This is a genomic window from Brevibacterium gallinarum (assembly GCF_014836885.1).
In the GTDB taxonomy this organism is placed as follows: domain Bacteria; phylum Actinomycetota; class Actinomycetes; order Actinomycetales; family Brevibacteriaceae; genus Brevibacterium; species Brevibacterium gallinarum.
In genome coordinates this window covers 24,226-42,481 of the sequence record NZ_JACSPY010000001.1, presented here as the reverse complement: position 1 = coordinate 42,481, position 18,256 = coordinate 24,226, and the positions used below count along the sequence as shown (strand labels likewise).

General features: G+C 69.7%; 18 protein-coding genes. 3 read left to right on the top strand and 15 right to left on the bottom strand.

Features of this window, described 5'->3' with window-relative positions; translation table 11 throughout:
• Positions 1 to 52 precede the first annotated feature (52 nt).
• The 8 genes from H9634_RS00190 to H9634_RS00155 all read right to left on the bottom strand — a co-directional run bounded on the left by H9634_RS00190 (position 53) and on the right by H9634_RS00155 (position 8,366).
• Complete coding sequence (locus H9634_RS00190; RefSeq protein ID WP_225210434.1) at positions 53 to 583, bottom strand: MarR family winged helix-turn-helix transcriptional regulator; 531 nt, start codon at positions 581 to 583, stop codon at positions 53 to 55.
• Positions 580 to 1,680 (bottom strand): porphobilinogen synthase, encoded by a 1,101-nt coding sequence (hemB, locus tag H9634_RS00185; RefSeq protein ID WP_191724861.1) that lies wholly within the window; start codon positions 1,678 to 1,680, stop codon positions 580 to 582. Before hemB ends, H9634_RS00190 begins: the two co-directional genes overlap by 4 nt.
• A gap of 8 nt (positions 1,681 to 1,688) precedes the next feature.
• The gene (locus H9634_RS00180; protein ID WP_191724860.1) at positions 1,689 to 3,296 is read right to left on the bottom strand and encodes a bifunctional uroporphyrinogen-III C-methyltransferase/uroporphyrinogen-III synthase; all 1,608 of its coding nucleotides are present in this window, start codon (positions 3,294 to 3,296) and stop codon (positions 1,689 to 1,691) included.
• Complete coding sequence (hemA, locus tag H9634_RS14825) at positions 3,293 to 5,794, bottom strand: glutamyl-tRNA reductase (RefSeq protein ID WP_191724859.1); 2,502 nt, start codon at positions 5,792 to 5,794, stop codon at positions 3,293 to 3,295. The genes H9634_RS00180 and hemA overlap by 4 nt, the downstream gene beginning before the upstream one ends.
• Entirely contained in the window at positions 5,791 to 6,504 is a 714-nt protein-coding gene (locus H9634_RS00170; RefSeq protein ID WP_318244949.1) for a redox-sensing transcriptional repressor Rex, read from the bottom strand. Before H9634_RS00170 ends, hemA begins: the two co-directional genes overlap by 4 nt.
• Before the next feature lie 60 nt (positions 6,505 to 6,564).
• The gene (locus tag H9634_RS00165) at positions 6,565 to 6,831 is read right to left on the bottom strand and encodes a glutaredoxin family protein (protein ID WP_191724858.1); all 267 of its coding nucleotides are present in this window, start codon (positions 6,829 to 6,831) and stop codon (positions 6,565 to 6,567) included.
• Positions 6,832 to 6,921: 90 nt separating this feature from the next.
• Complete coding sequence (locus H9634_RS00160) at positions 6,922 to 7,020, bottom strand: 30S ribosomal protein bS22 (protein ID WP_005504750.1); 99 nt, start codon at positions 7,018 to 7,020, stop codon at positions 6,922 to 6,924.
• A 143-nt stretch (positions 7,021 to 7,163) separates the two neighbouring features.
• Positions 7,164 to 8,366 (bottom strand): acetoin utilization protein AcuC, encoded by a 1,203-nt coding sequence (locus tag H9634_RS00155; protein WP_191724857.1) that lies wholly within the window; start codon positions 8,364 to 8,366, stop codon positions 7,164 to 7,166.
• A gap of 119 nt (positions 8,367 to 8,485) precedes the next feature.
• Between H9634_RS00155 and H9634_RS14385 the strand changes: the two genes are divergently transcribed.
• The 3 genes from H9634_RS14385 to H9634_RS00145 all read left to right on the top strand — a co-directional run bounded on the left by H9634_RS14385 (position 8,486) and on the right by H9634_RS00145 (position 12,377).
• Positions 8,486 to 9,889 (top strand): TrkH family potassium uptake protein, encoded by a 1,404-nt coding sequence (locus H9634_RS14385; RefSeq protein ID WP_318244948.1) that lies wholly within the window; start codon positions 8,486 to 8,488, stop codon positions 9,887 to 9,889.
• Positions 9,882 to 10,559, top strand: coding sequence for a potassium channel family protein (locus H9634_RS00150; RefSeq protein ID WP_225210433.1), 678 nt, complete (start codon positions 9,882 to 9,884; stop codon positions 10,557 to 10,559). The genes H9634_RS14385 and H9634_RS00150 overlap by 8 nt, the downstream gene beginning before the upstream one ends.
• A gap of 147 nt (positions 10,560 to 10,706) precedes the next feature.
• Positions 10,707 to 12,377 (top strand): SulP family inorganic anion transporter, encoded by a 1,671-nt coding sequence (locus H9634_RS00145; RefSeq protein WP_191724855.1) that lies wholly within the window; start codon positions 10,707 to 10,709, stop codon positions 12,375 to 12,377.
• 28 nt (positions 12,378 to 12,405) lie between these two features.
• Here the strand turns inward: H9634_RS00145 and proC are convergent, their stop codons facing one another.
• The 7 genes from proC to H9634_RS00110 all read right to left on the bottom strand — a co-directional run bounded on the left by proC (position 12,406) and on the right by H9634_RS00110 (position 18,255).
• Entirely contained in the window at positions 12,406 to 13,221 is an 816-nt protein-coding gene (gene proC, locus H9634_RS00140; protein ID WP_191724854.1) for a pyrroline-5-carboxylate reductase, read from the bottom strand.
• A 22-nt stretch (positions 13,222 to 13,243) separates the two neighbouring features.
• Positions 13,244 to 14,173, bottom strand: coding sequence for a sugar phosphate isomerase/epimerase family protein (locus tag H9634_RS00135; RefSeq protein WP_191724853.1), 930 nt, complete (start codon positions 14,171 to 14,173; stop codon positions 13,244 to 13,246).
• Positions 14,174 to 14,195: 22 nt separating this feature from the next.
• Positions 14,196 to 15,173: a Ppx/GppA phosphatase family protein gene (locus H9634_RS00130; RefSeq protein ID WP_175293101.1), complete on the bottom strand. Its 978-nt coding sequence runs from the start codon at positions 15,171 to 15,173 to the stop codon at positions 14,196 to 14,198.
• A 179-nt stretch (positions 15,174 to 15,352) separates the two neighbouring features.
• Entirely contained in the window at positions 15,353 to 16,048 is a 696-nt protein-coding gene (locus H9634_RS00125) for a hypothetical protein (protein WP_191724852.1), read from the bottom strand.
• Positions 16,045 to 16,968 (bottom strand): ABC transporter ATP-binding protein, encoded by a 924-nt coding sequence (locus H9634_RS00120; RefSeq protein ID WP_191724851.1) that lies wholly within the window; start codon positions 16,966 to 16,968, stop codon positions 16,045 to 16,047. Before H9634_RS00120 ends, H9634_RS00125 begins: the two co-directional genes overlap by 4 nt.
• Positions 16,965 to 17,339, bottom strand: a complete 375-nt coding sequence (locus H9634_RS00115) for a GntR family transcriptional regulator (protein ID WP_191724850.1) — start codon at positions 17,337 to 17,339, stop codon at positions 16,965 to 16,967. The genes H9634_RS00120 and H9634_RS00115 overlap by 4 nt, the downstream gene beginning before the upstream one ends.
• Positions 17,340 to 17,463: 124 nt before the next feature.
• A complete protein-coding gene (locus H9634_RS00110) occupies positions 17,464 to 18,255 on the bottom strand; it encodes an enoyl-CoA hydratase/isomerase family protein (RefSeq protein WP_175293105.1) in 792 nt (263 codons plus the stop codon).
• Between the last annotated feature and the right edge of the window lies 1 nt (position 18,256).

Genomic DNA, 18,256 nt, shown 5'->3' with positions numbered 1-18,256 from the left:
GGCAGTTCGTCACAGTCAGATGCCCGGCCGCTGGCCAGGGCGCACGCGGCACTTACGGTACGTCACGCATATGGGAATTCACTTTGAGGAAGATCGAGCGCATCGTCTCGATCTCGCTGTCATCGAGCAGGTCGATGAGGTGCTGGCGCACCCCTTCGACGTGCAGCGGGGCCGAGCGCTTGAGCAGCGTCCAGCCGTCGTCGGTGAGGGAGCAGTTGATGCCGCGGCCGTCCTCGGCGATCGCGGTGCGCTCGACGAGTCCGCGCTTCTCCATCCGGGACACGATGTGGGTCAGCCGGGACCGGCTCATGCCCATATCGTCGGCGAGCAGCGCCATGCGCATGCAGCGGCCCGCCTGTTCGGAGAGGTGGACGAGGACTTCGTATTCGGGCAGCCCGATGCGGTGGGTCTGGCGCAGCTCCTTGTCGAGCTGGCTCATGAGCAGCTGGTGGGCGATGAGGAAGCTGCGCCAGGCGACCTGCTGGTCCTCGCTGAGCCAGCGCGGCTCATCCGGCGCCTCGGTCACCGGTGAGACGTGCGGGACCCGCTCGCTGTCGCGCACCCGGTCGCGCTCCATCATCATCGCCTGCCCGCCCTGCCGGCGGCCGCGGCGTTCAAGTGCTCGGCGACCTCGGTCGCCCAGTAGGTGAGCACCGCATCGGCGCCGGCGCGCACGAAGCAGGTGAGGCTTTCGAGGATCGCCGGCATCCGGTCGATGGCCCCTGCCCGGGCGGCGAATTCGACCATCGCGTATTCGCCGGAGATCTGGTAGGCCCACACCGGCACCGGGGAGGCCTCGGCGACCTGGGCGAGGACGTCGAGGTAGGGCAGGCCGGGCTTGACCATGACGATGTCAGCGCCTTCGGCGAGGTCGAGTTCGAGCTCGCGCATCGCCTCGCGGCCGTTGGCCGGGTCCTGCTGGTAGGTGCGGCGGTCGCCTTCGAGCTGGGATTCGACGGCTTCGCGGAAGGGCCCGTAGAAGGCCGAGGAGTATTTGGCGGTGTAGCCGAGCACCACGACATCGGTGAAGCCGGCGGCGTCGAGGGTGGCGCGCACGGCAGCGACCTGGCCGTCCATCATGCCCGACAGTCCGAGCACGTGGGCGCCGGCGCGGGCCTGGGCGAGCGCCATCTGCGCGTAGCGGTCCAGGGTCGCGTCGTTATCGACGCTGCCGTCGTCGGCGAGCACTCCGCAGTGGCCGTGGGAGGTGAACTCGTCCAGGCACAGATCGGCCATCACGACGGTCTCGTCTCCGACTGCCTCGGCGACGGCGGTGATGGCGCGGTTGAGGATCCCCTCAGGCGCACACCCCTGGCTGCCCTCGGGGTCGCGTTCGGCGGGGATGCCGAAGAGCATGATCCCGCCGACTCCTGCGGCTGCGGCCTGCCGGGCCGCGGTGACGAGCGAGTCGAGGGTGTGCTGGACGACGCCGGGCATGCCCTGCAGTTCGGCCGGGGCGTCGAGGGTCTCCTTGACGAACATCGGCAGGATCAGCTGCGCGGGGTCGAGGCGGTGTTCGGCGACGAGCCGGCGCAGGGCCGGGGTGGTGCGCAGGCGGCGCGGGCGGATCGCGCCCGGGGCCAGCCCGATGGCGCGGGCGGCCGCGGAGTCGGCCGCACGGCCGGTCGCGGGGTCGGTCGCGGGGTCGGTCGCGTGTGCGGACGGGTTGGGTGGCGTCATATGCATCCTCACTTCTTGCGGCGTGAGCTGCGTCGGCGGGTCTGCGACGGGCGCAGCGGGGTCCGGCCTGCGGCGAGCATCTCCTCGCGGCGGTCGCGGGCGTACTCGACGAGTCCGGCGACGACGGAGCCGAGGTTGGCCTCGTCTGCCATGACGTCGACGCGCAGGCCGTGGTCGGTGGCGGTCTGTGCCGTCGCCGGGCCGATGCAGGCGACGAGGGTGGTGTGGAAGGGCTTGCCGGCGATGCCGACGAGGTTGCGCACGGTCGACGAGGAGGTGAAGAGCACCGCATCGAAGTCACCGCGCTTGATCGCCTCGCGCACCGGGGCCGGCGGCGGGGCGGCGCGCACGGTGCGGTAGGCAGTGACGTCGTCGACCTCCCAGCCCTCCTCGCGCAGCCCGGTGACGAGCACCTCACCGGCGATGTCGGCGCGCGGCAGCAGCACCCGGTTCATCGCGTGGTAGCCATCGTCGAACGGCGGCCAGTCCTCGAGCATCCCGCGGGCGGACTGCTCGCCAGAGGGCACGAGGTCGGGGATGACACCCCATTCCTGCAGGCTCGCCGCGGTCTGGTCGCCGACCGCGGCGACCTTGACGCCGGCCAGGCAGCGGGCGTCGAGACCGAGGTCCTCAAGCCAGTTGCGCACCACGGCCACGGCGTTGACAGACGTGAAGCCGACCCACTGGTAGTCGCCTTCGACGAGCGCGCGGATCGCCTTCTCCATCTGGTTGGGGGTGCGCGGCGGCTGGATCGCGATCGTCGGCACGATGGTGCCTTCGGCACCGTATTCGGCCAGCAGGTCCTGGGTGGCTGAGGCCTGTTCGCGGGTGCGCGGGATGAGCACCTTCCAGCCGAACAGCGGCTTGGTCTCGAACCACGACAGCTCCTTGCGCATGTCGATCCCCTGGCCCATGAGCATGACGACCCGCTGGTTGGGGCTGGCGGCCTTGGCCAGGTGCCGGCCGGAATCCCCGAGCGTCGTCTCCACGGAGACCTGCTGGAGGGTCGAGACCTCGATCGTGAGCAGGATCGGGGTGTCGGCATCCCAGTCGTCGCCGAGCAGGCTGTCGATGGCCACCGAGACCTCGTCGACGCTGCCGGTGATGACGTGGCCGGTGTTGCGGTGGCGGGCGACGTCGACGTAGGTCTGCGGGCTCGCCTCGATGAAGCGCACCGAGCGCACCCGGCTGGTGGTGATCGGGGTGCCGGTGTAGGCCGACATCGACGAGGTCAGCCCGACGCCGGGCACGATCTCGAAGTCGACGCCGTTGCGCTTGCAGCCGGCGGCCTCATCGGTGGTGGTGGAGAACAGCACGCCGTCGTGCGGGACGATGCGCACGACCCGGGTGTGCTCGCGGGCCAGCTGGGCGAGCTTGCGGCCGCGGGTGGTCGCTGCCGAGCCGAGTTCGGCCGAATCGAGCCGGGTGGCTGAGGCCGGGACGTAGGCGTCGACGATGTCGTCGAGTTCGCCGGCGTCGTAGACGACGAGGGTGGCGCGCTCGAGCAGCTCAGCACCCTTGTACGTCATGAGACCCGGGTCGCCGGGGCCGGCGCCGAGGAAGTGGACGATCGGGCGGGCGGCTGGCTGCGCCTCGGGACGGGAATCCCGGCTCATCGGCTCACCTCGCTCACGGACTGCCGGTCTGCTGCCGCGGCGTGTTCGCTGCGCGGGTCGATGTGCGCGCTCGGGGCGTTGGCGCCGGTGACGGTGTCGGGGACGACACCGAGGATGGTGAGCAGCTCGTCGGCGATCGCGCTGCCGAGCTCCTTGGCGATGACCGGGCGGTCATCCGCGCCCGAGGCGGTGGTGAGGTCGGCGGTGCGGGTCGCCCGCTGCAGGCGGCCGGTGTCGTCTGCCATCACGCCGGTGAGGGTGAGCGCGTTGCCGTCGATCTCGGCGAGCGCGCCGATCGGGGCGGAGCAGCCGGCTTCGGCATGGGCGAGGATCGCGCGTTCGGCCTGCACGGCCAGGGCGGTGTCGGGGTCGTGGATGCCGGTCAGGGCTGCGCGCAGCTCGGTGTCGAACTCGCCGACATCGGCGTTGGCGGCCCGGCATTCGACGGCCAGGGCGCCCGGGCCGGGGGCCGGGAGCATGACGGCGGCGTCGAGGACATCGGTGACTTCGGCCAGCCGGCCGATGCGGCGGACCCCGGCGGCAGCGAGGACGACGCCGTCGAGGCGGCCGTCGGTGACGTGCTTGATGCGGGTGTCGACGTTGCCGCGCACCCCGCGGACCTCGATGTCTGGCCGGGCGGCGCGCAGCTGGGCGGCGCGCCTGGGCGAGCCGGTGCCGAGCACGGCGCCGGCGGGCAGTTCGGCCAGGGTCATGCCGTCGCGGGCGATGAGCACATCGGAGGGGTCGACGCGCGGGGGCACGGCGACGAGGTCGATGCCGGCGGCCGGGGCGGTCGGCAGGTCCTTGAGCGAGTGCACGGCGATGTCGATCTTGCCGGTCAGCAGGGCGGTGCGCACCGCGGAGACGAACACCCCGGAGCCGCCCATTGCGGCCAGCGGGCTCATGTTCACGTCGCCTTCGGTGACGACCTCGACGATCTCGACCCGCCAGCCGGTCTGTGCGGCGATCTGCTGGGCGACCGCTGTCGACTGGGAGCGGGCCAGGCGGGAGCGGCGGGTGCCGAGCTTGACGGTGCGGCCGGTGTAGTGGGCCGGTTCGACGACGTCGAGGGTGTGGTCGGCGACCGGGCGCAGCCCGTCGGCCTCGACGTGATGGTCGGTCCGGGCGGTGACCGGGGCGACACCGGGGGCGGTGACGGAGACCTTCGAGCGGTCGATGCGCTGGGGCTCGGTGCGGCGGCCGGAGGCAGCACTCAGGTCGAAGAGCTGGGTCAGGGCTGCGGCATAGTCGACGTCGGAGTCCTGCACGGACAGCTGCTTGACCCGCACGGTCGGGGTGTGGACGAGTTTGTCGGCGGTGCGCTTGAGGGCGGTGCGGATCTCGTCGAGGACCTCACCGTCGACCTTCGCGCCGATCTTGCGGCTCAGTCGCTCGAACTCGCCGGCCACAGTGGTCTCGGCGTGCGAGCGCAGCGCGGTGACGGTCGGGGCGACCGAGCGGGCCTTGTGCTCGGCACGGTAGGCGGCGAGCTCATCGCGGATGATGCTGCGGACTTCGGCGACGATCTCGACGACGCCCGAGGGGCTGCGCAGATCGGATTCGGCGAACATCTCTGAGAGCTCTGCGAGGCCGATGAGCCGGATGTGGGGCAGTTCGCGCACGCTCGGGTCGATGTCATGCGGCAGGGCGAGGTCGACGAGGAACTTGTTGGGCTGCTGGTCGAAGTCGGCCTGCATGCCGGTGATGATGTCCTCGCGCGAGAGCACGGTGCCGCGTGACCCGGTGACGGAGACGATGAGGTCGGCATCAGCGATCTCGGCGGTCAGCGTGTCGGCGGTCAGCTCGACGGCACGGCCGCCGACGGGGGCGACGAGCCGTTCGGCCTTCTCCACCGTCCGGTTCATCACGGTGATGCGGGCGACGCCGGCCCGCTGCAGGGTCGCGACGGTCAGTCCGGACATCGCGCCGGCGCCGACGACGAGGGCGCGGGCGCGCTCCAGGCTGCCGATGTGCGCCTCGGCGGAGGTCAGCGCCTTGTCGAGCAGGGACTGGGAGACGGAGTCGAGTTCGGTTTCGGCGTGGGCGCGCTTGCCGACCCGCAGCGCCTGCTGCAGCACGATGCCGAGTTCCTTCGTCAGCTGACCGGCCTGCTGGGCGTGCACGTAGGCGCTGCGCAGCTGGCCGAGGATCTGGGCTTCGCCGACGGCCATCGAGTCGAGGCCGCAGGCGAGTGTCAGGAGGTGTTCGACGGCCTTGGTGTCGTAGTAGACGTAGACGTGCTCGGACAGTCGCGTCCAGTCCAGGCCGGTGGCGTCGACGAGCGCGGAGCCGATGTCGGCCAGGCCGCCGTGGAAGGCCGAGGCGTCGGCGATGACCTCGAGCCGGTTGCAGGTCGAGAGCACGCAGGCGCCGTCGACGTAGTCACCGGCGCGCACCCCGGAGGCCAATGCCTCGACTCCGTGTGAGTCGAGGGCGATGGCATCGAGGACGGACATCGGTGCGGACCGATGTGAGATCCCGAGCACGAGGAATGTCACAGTGCATGCTCCCTAGGACGTGTGTTGCGGAGGTCGGTCGAGTCGATTCCGGCCGGTCGGGCCGGAGCGGTGTAGTGGGCGAGGACCCGCAGCTCGGTGGCGAGGTCGACATGGCGCACGTGCACGTCCTCGGGCACGGTGACCGGGGTGGGGGCGAAGTTCAGCAGCCCGGTGATCCCGGCGGCGACCGCGGCATCGGCGACAGCCTGGGCGGCGGGGGCGGGCACGGCGATGATGAGCATCTCGATGCCGGTCTCAGCGGTGACTGAGGCCAGCTGCTCGACCGGCAGGACAGGGGCGGCGCCGACGGTGGCGCCCACCACCTCGGGCGCGGTGTCGAACACGGCGGTCAGCTCGAATCCGCTGAAGCGCACGGCGGCGTAGTCGGCGATCGCCGAGCCGAGGCGGCCGGCACCGGCGATGGCGATGCGGCGGGTGCGGTCGAGGCCGAGGAAGCGGCGCACCGCGGCACCGAGGGCGGCGGTGTCGTAGCCGACGCCGCGGCGGCCGGCGAAGTCGAGGTGGGACAGGTCGCGGCGCAGGATCGCCGAGCCGACGGAGCAGCGGCCGGCGAGCTCCTCGCTGGAGACGGTCTGCTGGCCGGCGGCGGCGAGTTCGTCAAGGGCCTGCAGGTAGCCGGGCATGCGGGCGACGACCGGGGCGGGCACGGAGGTCAGTCCGGTGCCGCCGGATTGCGAAGCGGTGCTCACCAACGACCTCACCCCCTGTCTGTGTCACGATGCCGTATGGTGTGTGGCCCGCCGGCGGTCTCAGCCGCGGGCGAGCAGTGTCTCGACGGTGCGCTTGAGCCGGGTCCCGTCGATGCGGTGCTTGGCGTGCTTGCGGCCGTTGAGCAGCACGACGGGGATGTCCCATTCGTGCTGGGCGAGGAGGTCGGCGTCGGTTTCGATGTCGACGGCGGTGACCGTGACGTCGCCTGCGGCGATGTGCTCGCCGAGGGTGTCCTCGATGACGTCCATGGCGGTGACGCACAGCCCGCATCCGGGGCGGGTGAGGAACGTCAGCTCGACGCTCATCCGGTCATCCTCCTCGCTGTCGGCCTGCGTGCCGGGGCCTTATCAGCACGAAACCCCGCCGCTCGAAACGACGGGGACGCACGCAGCCGCTTACTTCTTGTTGCGGCGCTGGTGGCGGGTCTTGCGCAGAAGCTTCCGGTGCTTCTTCTTCGACATCCGCTTGCGGCGCTTCTTGATGACTGAGCCCATAGATAAATCCTCACGGGTAGGCGATCGGGGCGAACACTGTTCGTTCGCCTGTCAGACGTAACCGCTCAATTCTATCGTTGCCGGGAGTTATTCCAAAACTGCGCACTCGAGTCAAGGAGGCCGCCTGCGCGGCGGGTCGGATGTCAGTCGAAGTGGGCGTCGAGGCCGTAGAAGGGGAAGATGTTCTTCCGCGTCGACATGACCGTGCGGTCGAGGTCGGATTCGGGATCGTAGCCGTTGGCCCACGGGTCGAAGGTGCCGTCGTGGCCGTCGGTCATCATGTGCGGGGCGGTGATGCGGGTGACGTCCTCGACGTAGGTCCGCCAGCGCTCCGGCAGCGCGGTGGTGGGGTCGATGTCGGCTCCGGCGGCGATCGCGACGAGGTTCGTCCAGGCGCGCGGCACCACTTCGACAAGGGCGTATCCGCCGCCGCCGGTGGCCAGCCACTTGCCGTCAGCGTAGTCGTCAGCGAGGTCGCGCACCCACTGGGTGGCCACGCGCATCGCGTCGACGCTGAGCCGCAGGTGGGTGAGCGGGTCGGCGGAGTGGCCGTCGCAGCCGTGCTGGCTGACGATGACCTGCGGGTCGAATTCGCGGATGACGGCCGGGACGACGGCGTCGAGGGCGCGCAGCCAGTCGTGGTCGTCGGTGCGCGGGGGCAGGGCGATGTTGACCGCTGAGGCGGCGGCGTCGAGTCCGCCGATGTCGTTGGCGAAGCCGGTGCCGGGGAACAGGAAGCGGCCGTTCTCGTGCACGGAGATCGTCATGACCCGCGGGTCGTCCCAGTAGAAGCGCTCGGTGCCGTCGCCGTGGTGGGCGTCGAGGTCGATGTAGCAGACCCGCTCGTAGCCGTGGTCGAGGAAGTGCTGGATGGCGGCGGCGAGGTCGTTGTAGATGCAGAACCCGGCGGCCCTGCCCGGCATCGCATGGTGCATCCCGCCGCAGAAGTTCACGGCGCGTTCGTAGCGTCCCGAGGTGATGGCGCGGGCGGCTTCGAGGCTGCCCTGGAAGATCCGCCCGGAGGCTTCGTGGATCCTGTCGAAGCGGGGCACGTCCTCGGTGCCGACGCCGAAGGTCTGCGCATCCTCGGGGTCGATGTCCGTGGTCGTCTCGGCGCGTTTGACCGCGTCGATGAAGTCCTGGGTGTGCAGGGCGGCGAGCGCGTCCTCGTCGACGCCGCCGACGCCGGAGATGTGGATGCGCGGGTGGTCGAAGAGCCCGAATTCTGTGGCCAGCTTGGCGGTCAGGTCGAGGCGCAGCGGGTTCATCGGATGGGTCGGTCCGAAGTTGTACTGCGTGAAGGATTCGTCCCAGATGACGAAGACTTCTGTCTCTCGCTTGGCCATGGCCACACTCTACTGGTTCGGTGTGAGCTGCGGAACAGCACCCCGGCCCCGCCTCAGCGGCCCCACGCCTGCCCGCCGACGTCACGGCTGCACCGCCGGCCCACGGCTACACTGACGTTGTGGCTCATCAGCGACCGAAGACGACCTTCTCCGACCGGGTATTCCGCCCCGGCCGGCGGCTGCGCGATGTCCTCGACGAGGTCGCCGAGGCCTCGCCTGCCCGGCTGGCGATGGCCTCCTTCGTCATCGCGATCGCGATCTTCACCGTGCTGCTGTCGCTGCCGGTCGCCCACGCTGACACCTCCGACTACTCGTTCGCCAACAGCCTCTTCGTCGCCGTCTCCACCGTCTGCGTCACCGGCCTGACCCCGGTCGTGACCGAGGAGTACTGGTCGGCGTTCGGCCATTGGGTGATGGTCGCGGCGATGCAGGTGGGCGGCCTGGGCATTCTGACGCTGGCCTCGCTGCTGGGCATGGCGGTGTCGAAGCGGCTGGGTGTGCGCCAGCGGCTGATCGCCGCGCAGGCGACGAACACCTTCCAGATCGGCCAGGTCGGCACGCTGCTGCGGGCGGTGTTCATCACGATCTTCGCCGTCGAAGCCGTCATCATGGCCCTGCTCACCCCCCGCTTCCTCATCCGCGGCGACACGCTGGGCGAAGCGCTGTGGCACGGTCTGTTCTATGCCGTGACCTCGTTCAACAACGCCGGGTTCACGCTGCACAACCGAGGCATCGAGTACTTCTCCGATGACCCGTGGATCCTCATGGTCCTCATGGTGTCGATGCTCATCGGCTCGCTCGGCTTCCCGGTGGTGCTCATGGTGGCGATCACGTGGAATCGCCCGCGCGGCTGGGATCTGCACACGAAGCTGACGCTGGCAACGACCGGTGTGCTGCTGCTCGTGTCGTTCGTGCTGCTGTACATCTTCGAGTCCGGCAACGAGAAGACGATCGGCGGGCTGAGCCTGGGCGATTCGATCGCCAACACTCTGTTCATGGCCGCGATGCCGCGGTCCGGGGGCATGTCCTCGATCGACGTCACCGAGATGTACGGCACCAGCCACCTGCTCATCGACGTCCTCATGTTCATCGGCGGCGGCTCGTCCTCGACCGCCGGCGGCATCAAGGTCACGACGATCGCGGTGCTCGTCCTCGCCGCACTCGCCGAGGCGCGCGGGCTCAGGGATGTCACTGTCTTCCACCGGCGCATCGACCCGGCGGCGGTGCGCGTGGCGATCTCGATCACGCTCGCCGGTGCCGCACTCGTCTTCGTCGGCACCCTGCTGATGCTGCACATCACGCGGCTGCCGCTCGACGATGTCGTCTTCGATGTCATCTCCGCCTTCGCCACCTGCGGGCTGTCCTCCGGGGTGACGGAGAAGTCCCCCGATGCCGGGCTGTACGTCCTCAGTGCGCTCATGTTCCTCGGCCGGCTCGGTACGATTACCTTGGCGGCCTCGCTGTCCGCCAGACACCAGCAACGTCTGTTCCGTTATCCGGAGGAGAGGCCGATCATTGGCTAAGCAGTCGGGAAAACCCGCGAACGATGCGATCCTCGTCATCGGCCTCGGCCGCTTCGGCGCCTCAACGGCTGAGAACCTCATCAAGCTCGGCCGCGAGGTGATGGCTGTCGAGCGCAATGCGGAGATGGTCCAGGAGTGGTCCGGCCGCCTCACCCACGTCGTCGAGGCGGATGCGACGAACATCGAGGCGCTGCGCCAGCTGGGTGTCCAGGACTTCTCGACCGCGGTCGTCGGCATCGGCACCTCGATCGAGGCCAGTGTGCTCTCGACGGCCAACCTCGTCGACCTCGGCATCGACCAGGTGTGGGCGAAGGCGATCTCGAACTCCCACGGCAAGATCCTGCGCCGCATCGGCGCTGAGCATGTGCTGTTCCCCGAATCCGAGGCCGGGGCGCGCGTGGCCCACCTCGTGTCCTCACAGATGCTCGACTACATCGAGTTCGACGACGGCCACTTCGCCGTTGTCAAGATGCGCCCGCCGAAGGAGGTGCAGGGCTTCACGCTGGCCGAATCCGGCATCCGCGACACCTACGGCGTCACCGTCGTCGGCATCAAGAGCCCCGGCCGGGACTTCACCTATGCGGAGCCATCCTCCCGCGTCGGCAGCCAGGACGTCCTCATCGTCGCCGGCCACGTCGAGCTGCTCGGCCGCTTCGCCGGCCGCCCCTGAACCCCACGCGCTGAGCCCGGCGGTCTCAGCTTCCTGACACTGCCCCCGCCGCGGCCGCAGGCATGCTTGGATGAGGATGCTCGCCCCCAGCGGGCCGCTGTCCCCAGCGGGCCGCTGTGGGATCGCGTGTCGTCTGCCGGAGGTGAAATGGTGCCTGTGCCGCCTGAGCCCAGCCGCCTGCGCGCGCTGCTGCCGCGCGCCTCACTGCTGCCCAATGCCGCGGACTACCGCCGGCTGCCGCAGACCTGGCGGCGGGATCTGCTCGCCGGCCTCACCGTCGGCATCGTCGCGCTGCCGCTGGCGCTGGCATTCGCGATCTCCTCGGGGCTCAGCGCCGAGGCCGGACTCGTCACGGCGATCGTCGCCGGTCTCATCGCCGCGGTCTTCGGCGGCTCCCACGTGCAGGTGTCCGGGCCGACCGGTGCGATGGTCGTCGTGCTCGCCCCGATCGCCGCCGCCCACGGTCCTGCCGCGATCCCGGTCGTCGCCCTCATGGCCGGTGTCCTCGTCGTTTTCGCCGGGCTGCTGCGGCTGGGCCGCAGCGTCGCGTTCATCCCGTTTCCCGTCATCGAGGGCTTCACGCTCGGGATCGCGACGATCATCTTCTTCCAGCAGATCCCGGCTGCCCTCGGCAGTGACACCGGGCAGTCCCGCAACGCCGTCGTCCATGCCGTGCAGGCCGCTGCCGGGGCCAGCTGGCCGCAGCTCGGCTGGACGCTGGGCACCGTGGGCCTCGTCATCGGCATCATGCTGCTGGCCCCGCTCATCCACCCGCAGCTGCCCGGCTCGATCATCGCGATCATCGTCGCCGCGCTGCTCGCCGCCTGGCTCGACGCTCCGCTTGAGCGCATCGGCACCCTGCCTGAGACGCTGCCGATGCCACACCTGCCGGCCTTCGATCTGCACCTCATCGCCGCCCTGTCCGGTCCCGCGCTCACGGTCGCAGCCCTGGCGGCGATCGAGTCGCTGCTCTCGGCCCGCGTCGCGTCGACGCTCAGCCCGGTCGGGCACTACAACGGCGACCGCGAGCTCGTCGGCCAGGGGCTGGCGTCGATCGGCGCCGGGTTCTTCGGCGGCATGCCGGCCACCGGTGCGATCGCGCGCACGGCCGTCAACATCCGCTCCGGTGCGCAGACACGTCTGGCGGCCGTCGTCCACGCTCTCGTGCTCATCGGCGTGGTGCTCTTCGCCGCCCGCTTCGTCTCCCAGATCCCGCTCGCCGCGCTGGCCGGGGTGCTGCTGCTGACGGCAGTGCGGATGGTGAATGTGCCTGTGGCCGCCGAGGTGTGCCGCGCCTCCCGTGCCGATGCGCTCGTCTTCTGGCTCACCGCCCTCATCACCGTGTCCTTCGATCTCATCATCGCGGTCGGCATCGGCGTCGTCGCCACTGCGTTCTTCGCGCTGCGCACCCTGTCGGCGCAGTCGACGACGACGCGGGAGGAGCTGCCGGGCACAGCGCAGCCCGGCGATGAGCGCATCGCCCTGTTCCGGCTCGACGGGGCGCTGTTCTTCGGTGTCGGCGACCGGCTGCTGACCGAGCTGGCCGATATTGAGGACGTCTCGGTCGTCATCCTCAGGATGTCGCAGATCCGGATGCTCGACTCGACCGGCGCCCGGGTCATCACCGAACTCGTCACCACCCTCGAGCGCCGCGGCATCACGGTGCTCGTCAAGGGCATCCAGGCCCGCCATGAGCGGCTGGCCCGCACCGGCGGGCTGTCAGCGGCTCTGCGGCACCCCAATCACCTCTTCGACGACCTCGACGCCGCAGTCGCACACGCGCGCAGCCACATCGAGCGGGAGGACCGCGCCGGCTGACCGGCGCGCCGGCTCAGTACTCGTCGGCTCAGTACTCGTCGGCCATCTCGATGGCCCGCTGCCCGGCGGCCTGGGCCGCGCGTTCGACCAGGTCTGCGAATCCGGCGTCCTGGAAGGTTGTGATCGCCGCGTGGGTCGTCCCGCCGGTGCTCGTCACCGCGGTGCGCAGCGCTTCAGGGTCCGGGTGCTTCGCCAGCAGCCGGCCGGCGCCCTCCGCGGTGCGCACCACCATGCCGGCAGCGGTCTCCTCGTCGAGTCCCATCGCCACACCGGCCTTGACCATCTCCTCGGCGAGCAGGAAGAAGTAGGCGACACCCGAACCGGAGATCCCGGTCATCGCCGGGATGAGGTCTTCGTCAAGGGGCACGACATCACCGGCACCCGACAGCAGCTGCCGCAGGGTCTCGACCCTGTCCGGGCTGACCGCCTCAGCCGGGGACAGTGAGATGACCCCGCAGCCGATCTGGCAGGGCGTGTTCGGCATGATCCGCACGACCGCCTCGCGCCCGGAGGCGGCTGCCAGCTGCTCGAGGGTGACACCTGCGGCCATCGACACGAGGACCGCGTCGGCTGCCATCGCAGCACCCACCTCGGCGGCGGTGTCCTTGACCATCCACGGTTTGACGCCGAGGAGAACGCAGTCCGCCTCGGCGGCAGCGCTGCGATTGGCATCGGGATCGTCATCAAGGGCCAGGGCGCGGACCCCGTGCTCGCGTTCGAGCCTGCGGGCGCTGTCGGCGGACTTCGTCGTCGCGATGATCTCAGCCGGGTCGCAGCCGCCGGCGATCACTCCTGCCAGCAGGGCGGTCCCCATCGATCCGGTGCCGATGAATGCCAGTGTCATGACGTCCTCCTGTCGGTTCGGTTCAGTCGCGCAGGCCGAGGTGGCGCTTGGCGAACTCGAGCGATTCGATGAGCATCTCCTCGCGCTTGCGGGAGCTGGTGGTGAAGCGGGTGTTGACCTCGACGACGACGTCGCCGGACCAGTTCTCCTTGGCCAGGTACTGCAGCACCTCGGCGACGGGCATGTGGCCGCGACCGGGCACGAGGTGTTCGTCCTTGAGCGATCCGGCCCCGTCGGTCAGGTGGATGTGGTGCAGGCGGCCGAACAGCTCCTGGACCGCTTCGAGTGCGTTCATCCCGGCGGTCGCGGCGTGTGAGAAGTCGAAGGTGACGGCGTCGTAGTCGTAGCCGATCGGGTTCCAGTCAGGCAGGTAGACCTGGACTTCGCGGATGCCGGCCCGCCACGGGTACATGTTCTCCACGGCCAGGGTGATGCCGGTCTCCTCGCTGATCTCACGCACCCCGGTGACGAAGTTGCGGGCGTAGTCGCCCTGCCAGCGGAACGGCGGGTGGAGGACGACTGAGCGGGCGCCGACCTCGGCGGCGATCCGGCAGGTGATGCGCAGCTTCTCCCAGTGATCGCTCGTCATCACCCGCGGCATGAACAGCAGGGTCGGGGCGTGCAGCGAGAGCACGGGCAGGCCGGTGCGCTGCACTTCGGAGCGGATGAAGTCGACGTCCTGGGTCTCGGCGCTGTTGGTGATCATGATCTCGACGCCCTCGTAGCCGAGGCGGGCGGCGGTGTCGAAGCAGGTGGTCACCGTCATCGGATAGACCGAGGAGGTCGACAGGCCCAGCCGGATCGGATGGTCGGAGACGTGCTTGACGCCGAACTCGTAGACCGGGACCCGTTCGAAGAACTCGCGGTGGCGGCGGGAGTTCGCGCGCGCGGAGTTCGGCGTCGTCAGCGCCTTGCGGAACGTCCGTCGGGGTCGCGATGCTCTCGGTGTCACACCGAACAGTCTAGTACGCGGCCTACAGGTCGAGGGCGAGCGGGCGGCCGCGCGGGATGGACACGGACTCCGAGGAGTCGAGCAGGTCGAGCTTGCGCATGATGATGCCCTCGCGCAGCGCCCAGGGGCTGATCTTCATCGATTCGATGCCGAAGATCGTGAACGCGACATCCGCGACGATCGCGCCGGCGAGCACCTGCCCGGAGCGGGCTGCGGAGACGCCGGGCAGCTCGGCGCGCTGTGCGGGAGTGCGCGAGAGCAGGGTGTCGATGATGCCGGGCATGTCCTTGCGCTGCAGCTTGCGCGGCACGTAGATGCCGTCACCGCTCGGCGCGGCTCCGGCGATGCGCGCCAGCGACCGGAAGGTCTTCGACGAGCCGACGATCTTCTCCGGCTTGCCGACGCGGTTGACGTCTCCGGCGATCCGGCCGATCTCCTTGCGGGCCAGGTGGCGCAGGGCGGCGATGTCGTCCTCGCTGGGCTGGTCGGCGGAGAGGAACCGGCTGTGCATGCGCCCGGCGCCCAGCGGCAGGGACAGTGCGATGTCGGGGTATTCGTCGGTGCCGGCGGCGATCTCCAGGGAGCCGCCGCCGATGTCGAGGAGCAGGATGTTGCCGGCCGACCAGCCGAACCAGCGGCGGGCGGCGAGGAAGGTGATGCGCGCCTCCTCCTCCCCGCTCATGACGTTGAGGGTGAGTCCGGATTCCCGGTGGATGCGCTCGATCGTCTCGTCGCCGTTGGGGGCGCTGCGGATCGCCGAGGTGGCGAAGGCGAGGATCTGCTCGGAGCCCTGCTCTTCGGCGATCGTGATCGACTCCCTGCAGAAGTCGACGAGGCGCTGCTGGCCGTAGGAGGTGATCGATCCGTCGTCTTTGAGGTGCTCGGCTAAGCGCAGGACCTCTTTGTGGGAGGTCGCCGGCAGCGGCGGGGCACCGACATGAGCATCGACCACCAGGAGGTGGATGCTGTTGGATCCGATATCGAGAACTGCAAGACGCACGGATTCATCCTACCGTCACATGCCGCTGCGCTCATCCGGTGCCCGCCGCACCAGGCGGCCCGCCCATCGGCGCAGGCGAGTCCCGCCTCGGGACCGGGGCACCGAAGCCGGCACCGGCGCTCCCGGCCGCCCAGTGGCGCGGATCCGCGCCGCGCGGGCGGCCGGGTCGAGGCGCATGCTCAGGGCACCGCGCGGCGCAGCGTGAGGTAGGACAGCCCGGCGAGCACGGCGGTCAGAAGTGCGAGCCAGCCGGTCAGCTGCAGGGAGCCGGCGGTGGCGAACCAGGCGATGACCTCACCCCAGGCTTCGCGGCGGGAGACGACGAGCAGCGCACCGGCGATCGCCACGCCGAGGACGCCGAGCACGGCGACGAGCACCGTCATGCCCCAGCGCTTGAACACGGTCGCACTCCAGAATCCGAGCACGAAGGCCATCAGGGTGAAGACGAAGAACGTCAGCCACGCGGCCCACCAGCCCGATTCCCACAGCCATGGCAGGTGGGCGACGTAGCCGTTCATGCCGTAGCCGTCGGTTGCGCGTTCGATGAATCCCTGGACGATGAACGCGCTGGCCATCGCGGCAGCACCGACGGCTGCCGCAGCGAGGCTGCCGAGGTAGAACTCCCAGCGCGCCAGGCCCACCGATTGGGAGAACGGGAAGGTCAGGGTCATCGCGGATACGCCGACGAACAGGAAGGTCCACATCGGCGCCTGAGCCGCGCCGCCGTACTTGGGCCCGGTTTCGGGGATCATCGCGTAGATGATGAGGGACAGCGCAACCGCGAGGCCGAAGACGAGGAGCGGCACCCACAGGAACGGATGCCGGTTGACGAACTGCAGGCGGATGACATTGGCGATGCGCGCAGTCTGGCTCATGACAGCGCTCCTTCCATGCTCGAGGGGGACAGCTCCGGTCCGGTCGCCGTCGCGGCGGCCGCAGTGCGGTGGACGATCGACTCCTGCAGTCCGACGGACTCGAGCCGCACGCCGGCATGGGAGGCGGTCTCGGATGCGGCCTCACTGGGGATGCCGTGGAAGACGAGCGCGCCGGCGCTGCCCATGGTCCTGCGCTCGAGCACCCGGTGGCCGCGGGCGAGGCGGTCGAGTGCGGCGGTGGGTCCGGTCGCACGGGTGAGCGCCGAGGTCGCCTCCTCGACGGTCTCGTCCATGATGATGCGGCCACCGTCGATGACGAGGACGCGCTCGATGAGGCCGGCGATCTCGTCGATGAGGTGCGAGGACATGAGGATGGTGCGCGGGTGCTCCGCGTAGTCGGCGATGAGCCGGTCGTAGAAGATCTGCCGGGCCACCGCGTCGAGTCCGAGGTAGGGCTCGTCGAAGAAGGTGATCTCCGCCCGCGAGCACAGCCCGATGATGACCCCGACCGCCGAGAGCTGACCGCGTGATAGCTTCTTGACCTTCGTCTTCAGCGGCAGCCGGAAGTCGGCCACGAGCTGCTCGGCGACGTCATGGTCCCAGCCGGGGTAGAACAGGCTGGCTGCGCGCAGGGCGTGCGCGGCGGTCATCGATTCGGGATACTTCTGGTTCTCGCGCACGAAGCACATCCGGCCGAGCACGCGCGGGTTCTCGTAGGGATCCTCACCGAAGACGCGCACCGTTCCCGAGGTGGCGAACAGCTGGCTGGTGATGATCGACATGGTCGTCGACTTGCCGGCGCCGTTGCGGCCGAGGAAGCCGTAGATGGTGTTCGCCTCCAGATCGAAGCTCACGCCGTCGAGCGCATTGCCTGACGGGTAGGCCTTGACGAGGTCGCGGACGCGGACGACGGGGTTCATGACTGCGCTCCGACTGCCGCGGCGCGGTCCTTGACCATGGCGATGACCTCTCCGGCGTTGAGCCCGATGGTGGCGGCCTCGACCATGAGCGGCTCGACGAAGCGAGCGGCGAAGACTGCGCGGCGCTCAGCGCGCAGCTTCTCGCGGGCACCGGCGGTGACGAACATGCCGATCCCCCGCCTCTTGGTCAGCAGGCCCTTGTCGGCGAGCATCGTCAGCCCCTTGGCGGCGGTGGCCGGGTTGACGCGGTGGAACGCGGCGAGCTCGTTCGTCGACGGCGCCCGGGACTCCTCTGCCAGTGAGCCGTCGACGATGCTGTTCTCGATGCTCTCGGCGATCTGCAGGAACAGCGCACGGCCTTCTTCGATCATGGATCTCTCCTCCTTGGTTACATACTCAACTAGTACACCATTCAACGCAGGCAGATGCAAGAACGCCCCCGCATCGATGCGGGGGCGTCAGTGGCTGGGACGGAAGCACCGCCTCGGGAGCGGGTCAGTCCTGCCAGTCCTGGCGGGTGAAGGAGAAGTCGGGCCGGCGCTTGGCGAAGAACGCCTCCTGCCCCTCGACGATCTCGGTGGCATACGCCTCAGCCAGCCAGGAGCCGGCGGAGACATCGGGCACCGCGCCTGAGAGGATCTGCTTGGCCCCGGTCTGCGACAGCGGCGAGCGGCTGGCGATCGTCGCGGCGATCTCGTGCGCTGTGGCGAGCGGATCCTCGCTGACGGTGTGGATGAAGCCGAGGTTGAGCGCCTGGTCGAAGTCGATGATCTCGGCGGTGAGCAGGAAGTACTTCGCCCACGCATCGCCGATGATCGCCGCCAGCCGCTTCGTCGGCCCCGGCGGGTAGACGAGCCCGAGCTTGGCGGCCGTCACCCCGTAGATGGTCCCGGGAGCTGCCACCCGCACATCGCAGGCCGCAGCCAGCTCGGTGCCCCCGCCCACGCAGTTGCCCTCGATCGCGGCGATGGTGGGAATCGACACCGAGGCCAGTGCCGCCTCGGCGGTGGAGTTCGTCTCCCAGAAGTCCGCCAGCGGCACATCGAGGTCGTGGATGTCGGAGCCTGCTGAGAAGTGCCCGCCGGCGCCGGTGAGGATGAGCACCGAGAGCTCATCGCTGGCGTCGATGGTCGCGAGGATGTCCGGCAGGGCCTGCCACATCTGACGGGACAGGGCGTTGCGCTTCTCGGGCCGATCGAGGACGAGGGTCCCGACTCCACCGGTGATGGTGAAGCCGAAACCCTCGATGCTCTCGATGGACCGGCGCAGCTGGTCCAGCGTGCTCATG

Coding starts and splice junctions, on each gene's coding strand:
- H9634_RS00180 (WP_191724860.1), bottom strand. CDS start 3,296: ATGAGCCGGGATTCCCGTCCCGAGGCGCAGCCAGCCGCCCGCCCGATC.
- H9634_RS00125 (WP_191724852.1), bottom strand. CDS start 16,048: ATGAGCCAGACTGCGCGCATCGCCAATGTCATCCGCCTGCAGTTCGTC.
- H9634_RS00120 (WP_191724851.1), bottom strand. CDS start 16,968: ATGAACCCCGTCGTCCGCGTCCGCGACCTCGTCAAGGCCTACCCGTCA.
- H9634_RS00160 (WP_005504750.1), bottom strand. CDS start 7,020: ATGGGCTCAGTCATCAAGAAGCGCCGCAAGCGGATGTCGAAGAAGAAG.
- H9634_RS00190 (WP_225210434.1), bottom strand. CDS start 583: ATGATGATGGAGCGCGACCGGGTGCGCGACAGCGAGCGGGTCCCGCAC.
- H9634_RS00155 (WP_191724857.1), bottom strand. CDS start 8,366: ATGGCCAAGCGAGAGACAGAAGTCTTCGTCATCTGGGACGAATCCTTC.
- H9634_RS00110 (WP_175293105.1), bottom strand. CDS start 18,255: ATGAGCACGCTGGACCAGCTGCGCCGGTCCATCGAGAGCATCGAGGGT.
- H9634_RS00145 (WP_191724855.1), top strand. CDS start 10,707: ATGGTGCCTGTGCCGCCTGAGCCCAGCCGCCTGCGCGCGCTGCTGCCG.
- H9634_RS00165 (WP_191724858.1), bottom strand. CDS start 6,831: ATGAGCGTCGAGCTGACGTTCCTCACCCGCCCCGGATGCGGGCTGTGC.
- proC (WP_191724854.1), bottom strand. CDS start 13,221: ATGACACTGGCATTCATCGGCACCGGATCGATGGGGACCGCCCTGCTG.
- hemB (WP_191724861.1), bottom strand. CDS start 1,680: ATGACGCCACCCAACCCGTCCGCACACGCGACCGACCCCGCGACCGAC.
- H9634_RS00115 (WP_191724850.1), bottom strand. CDS start 17,339: ATGATCGAAGAAGGCCGTGCGCTGTTCCTGCAGATCGCCGAGAGCATC.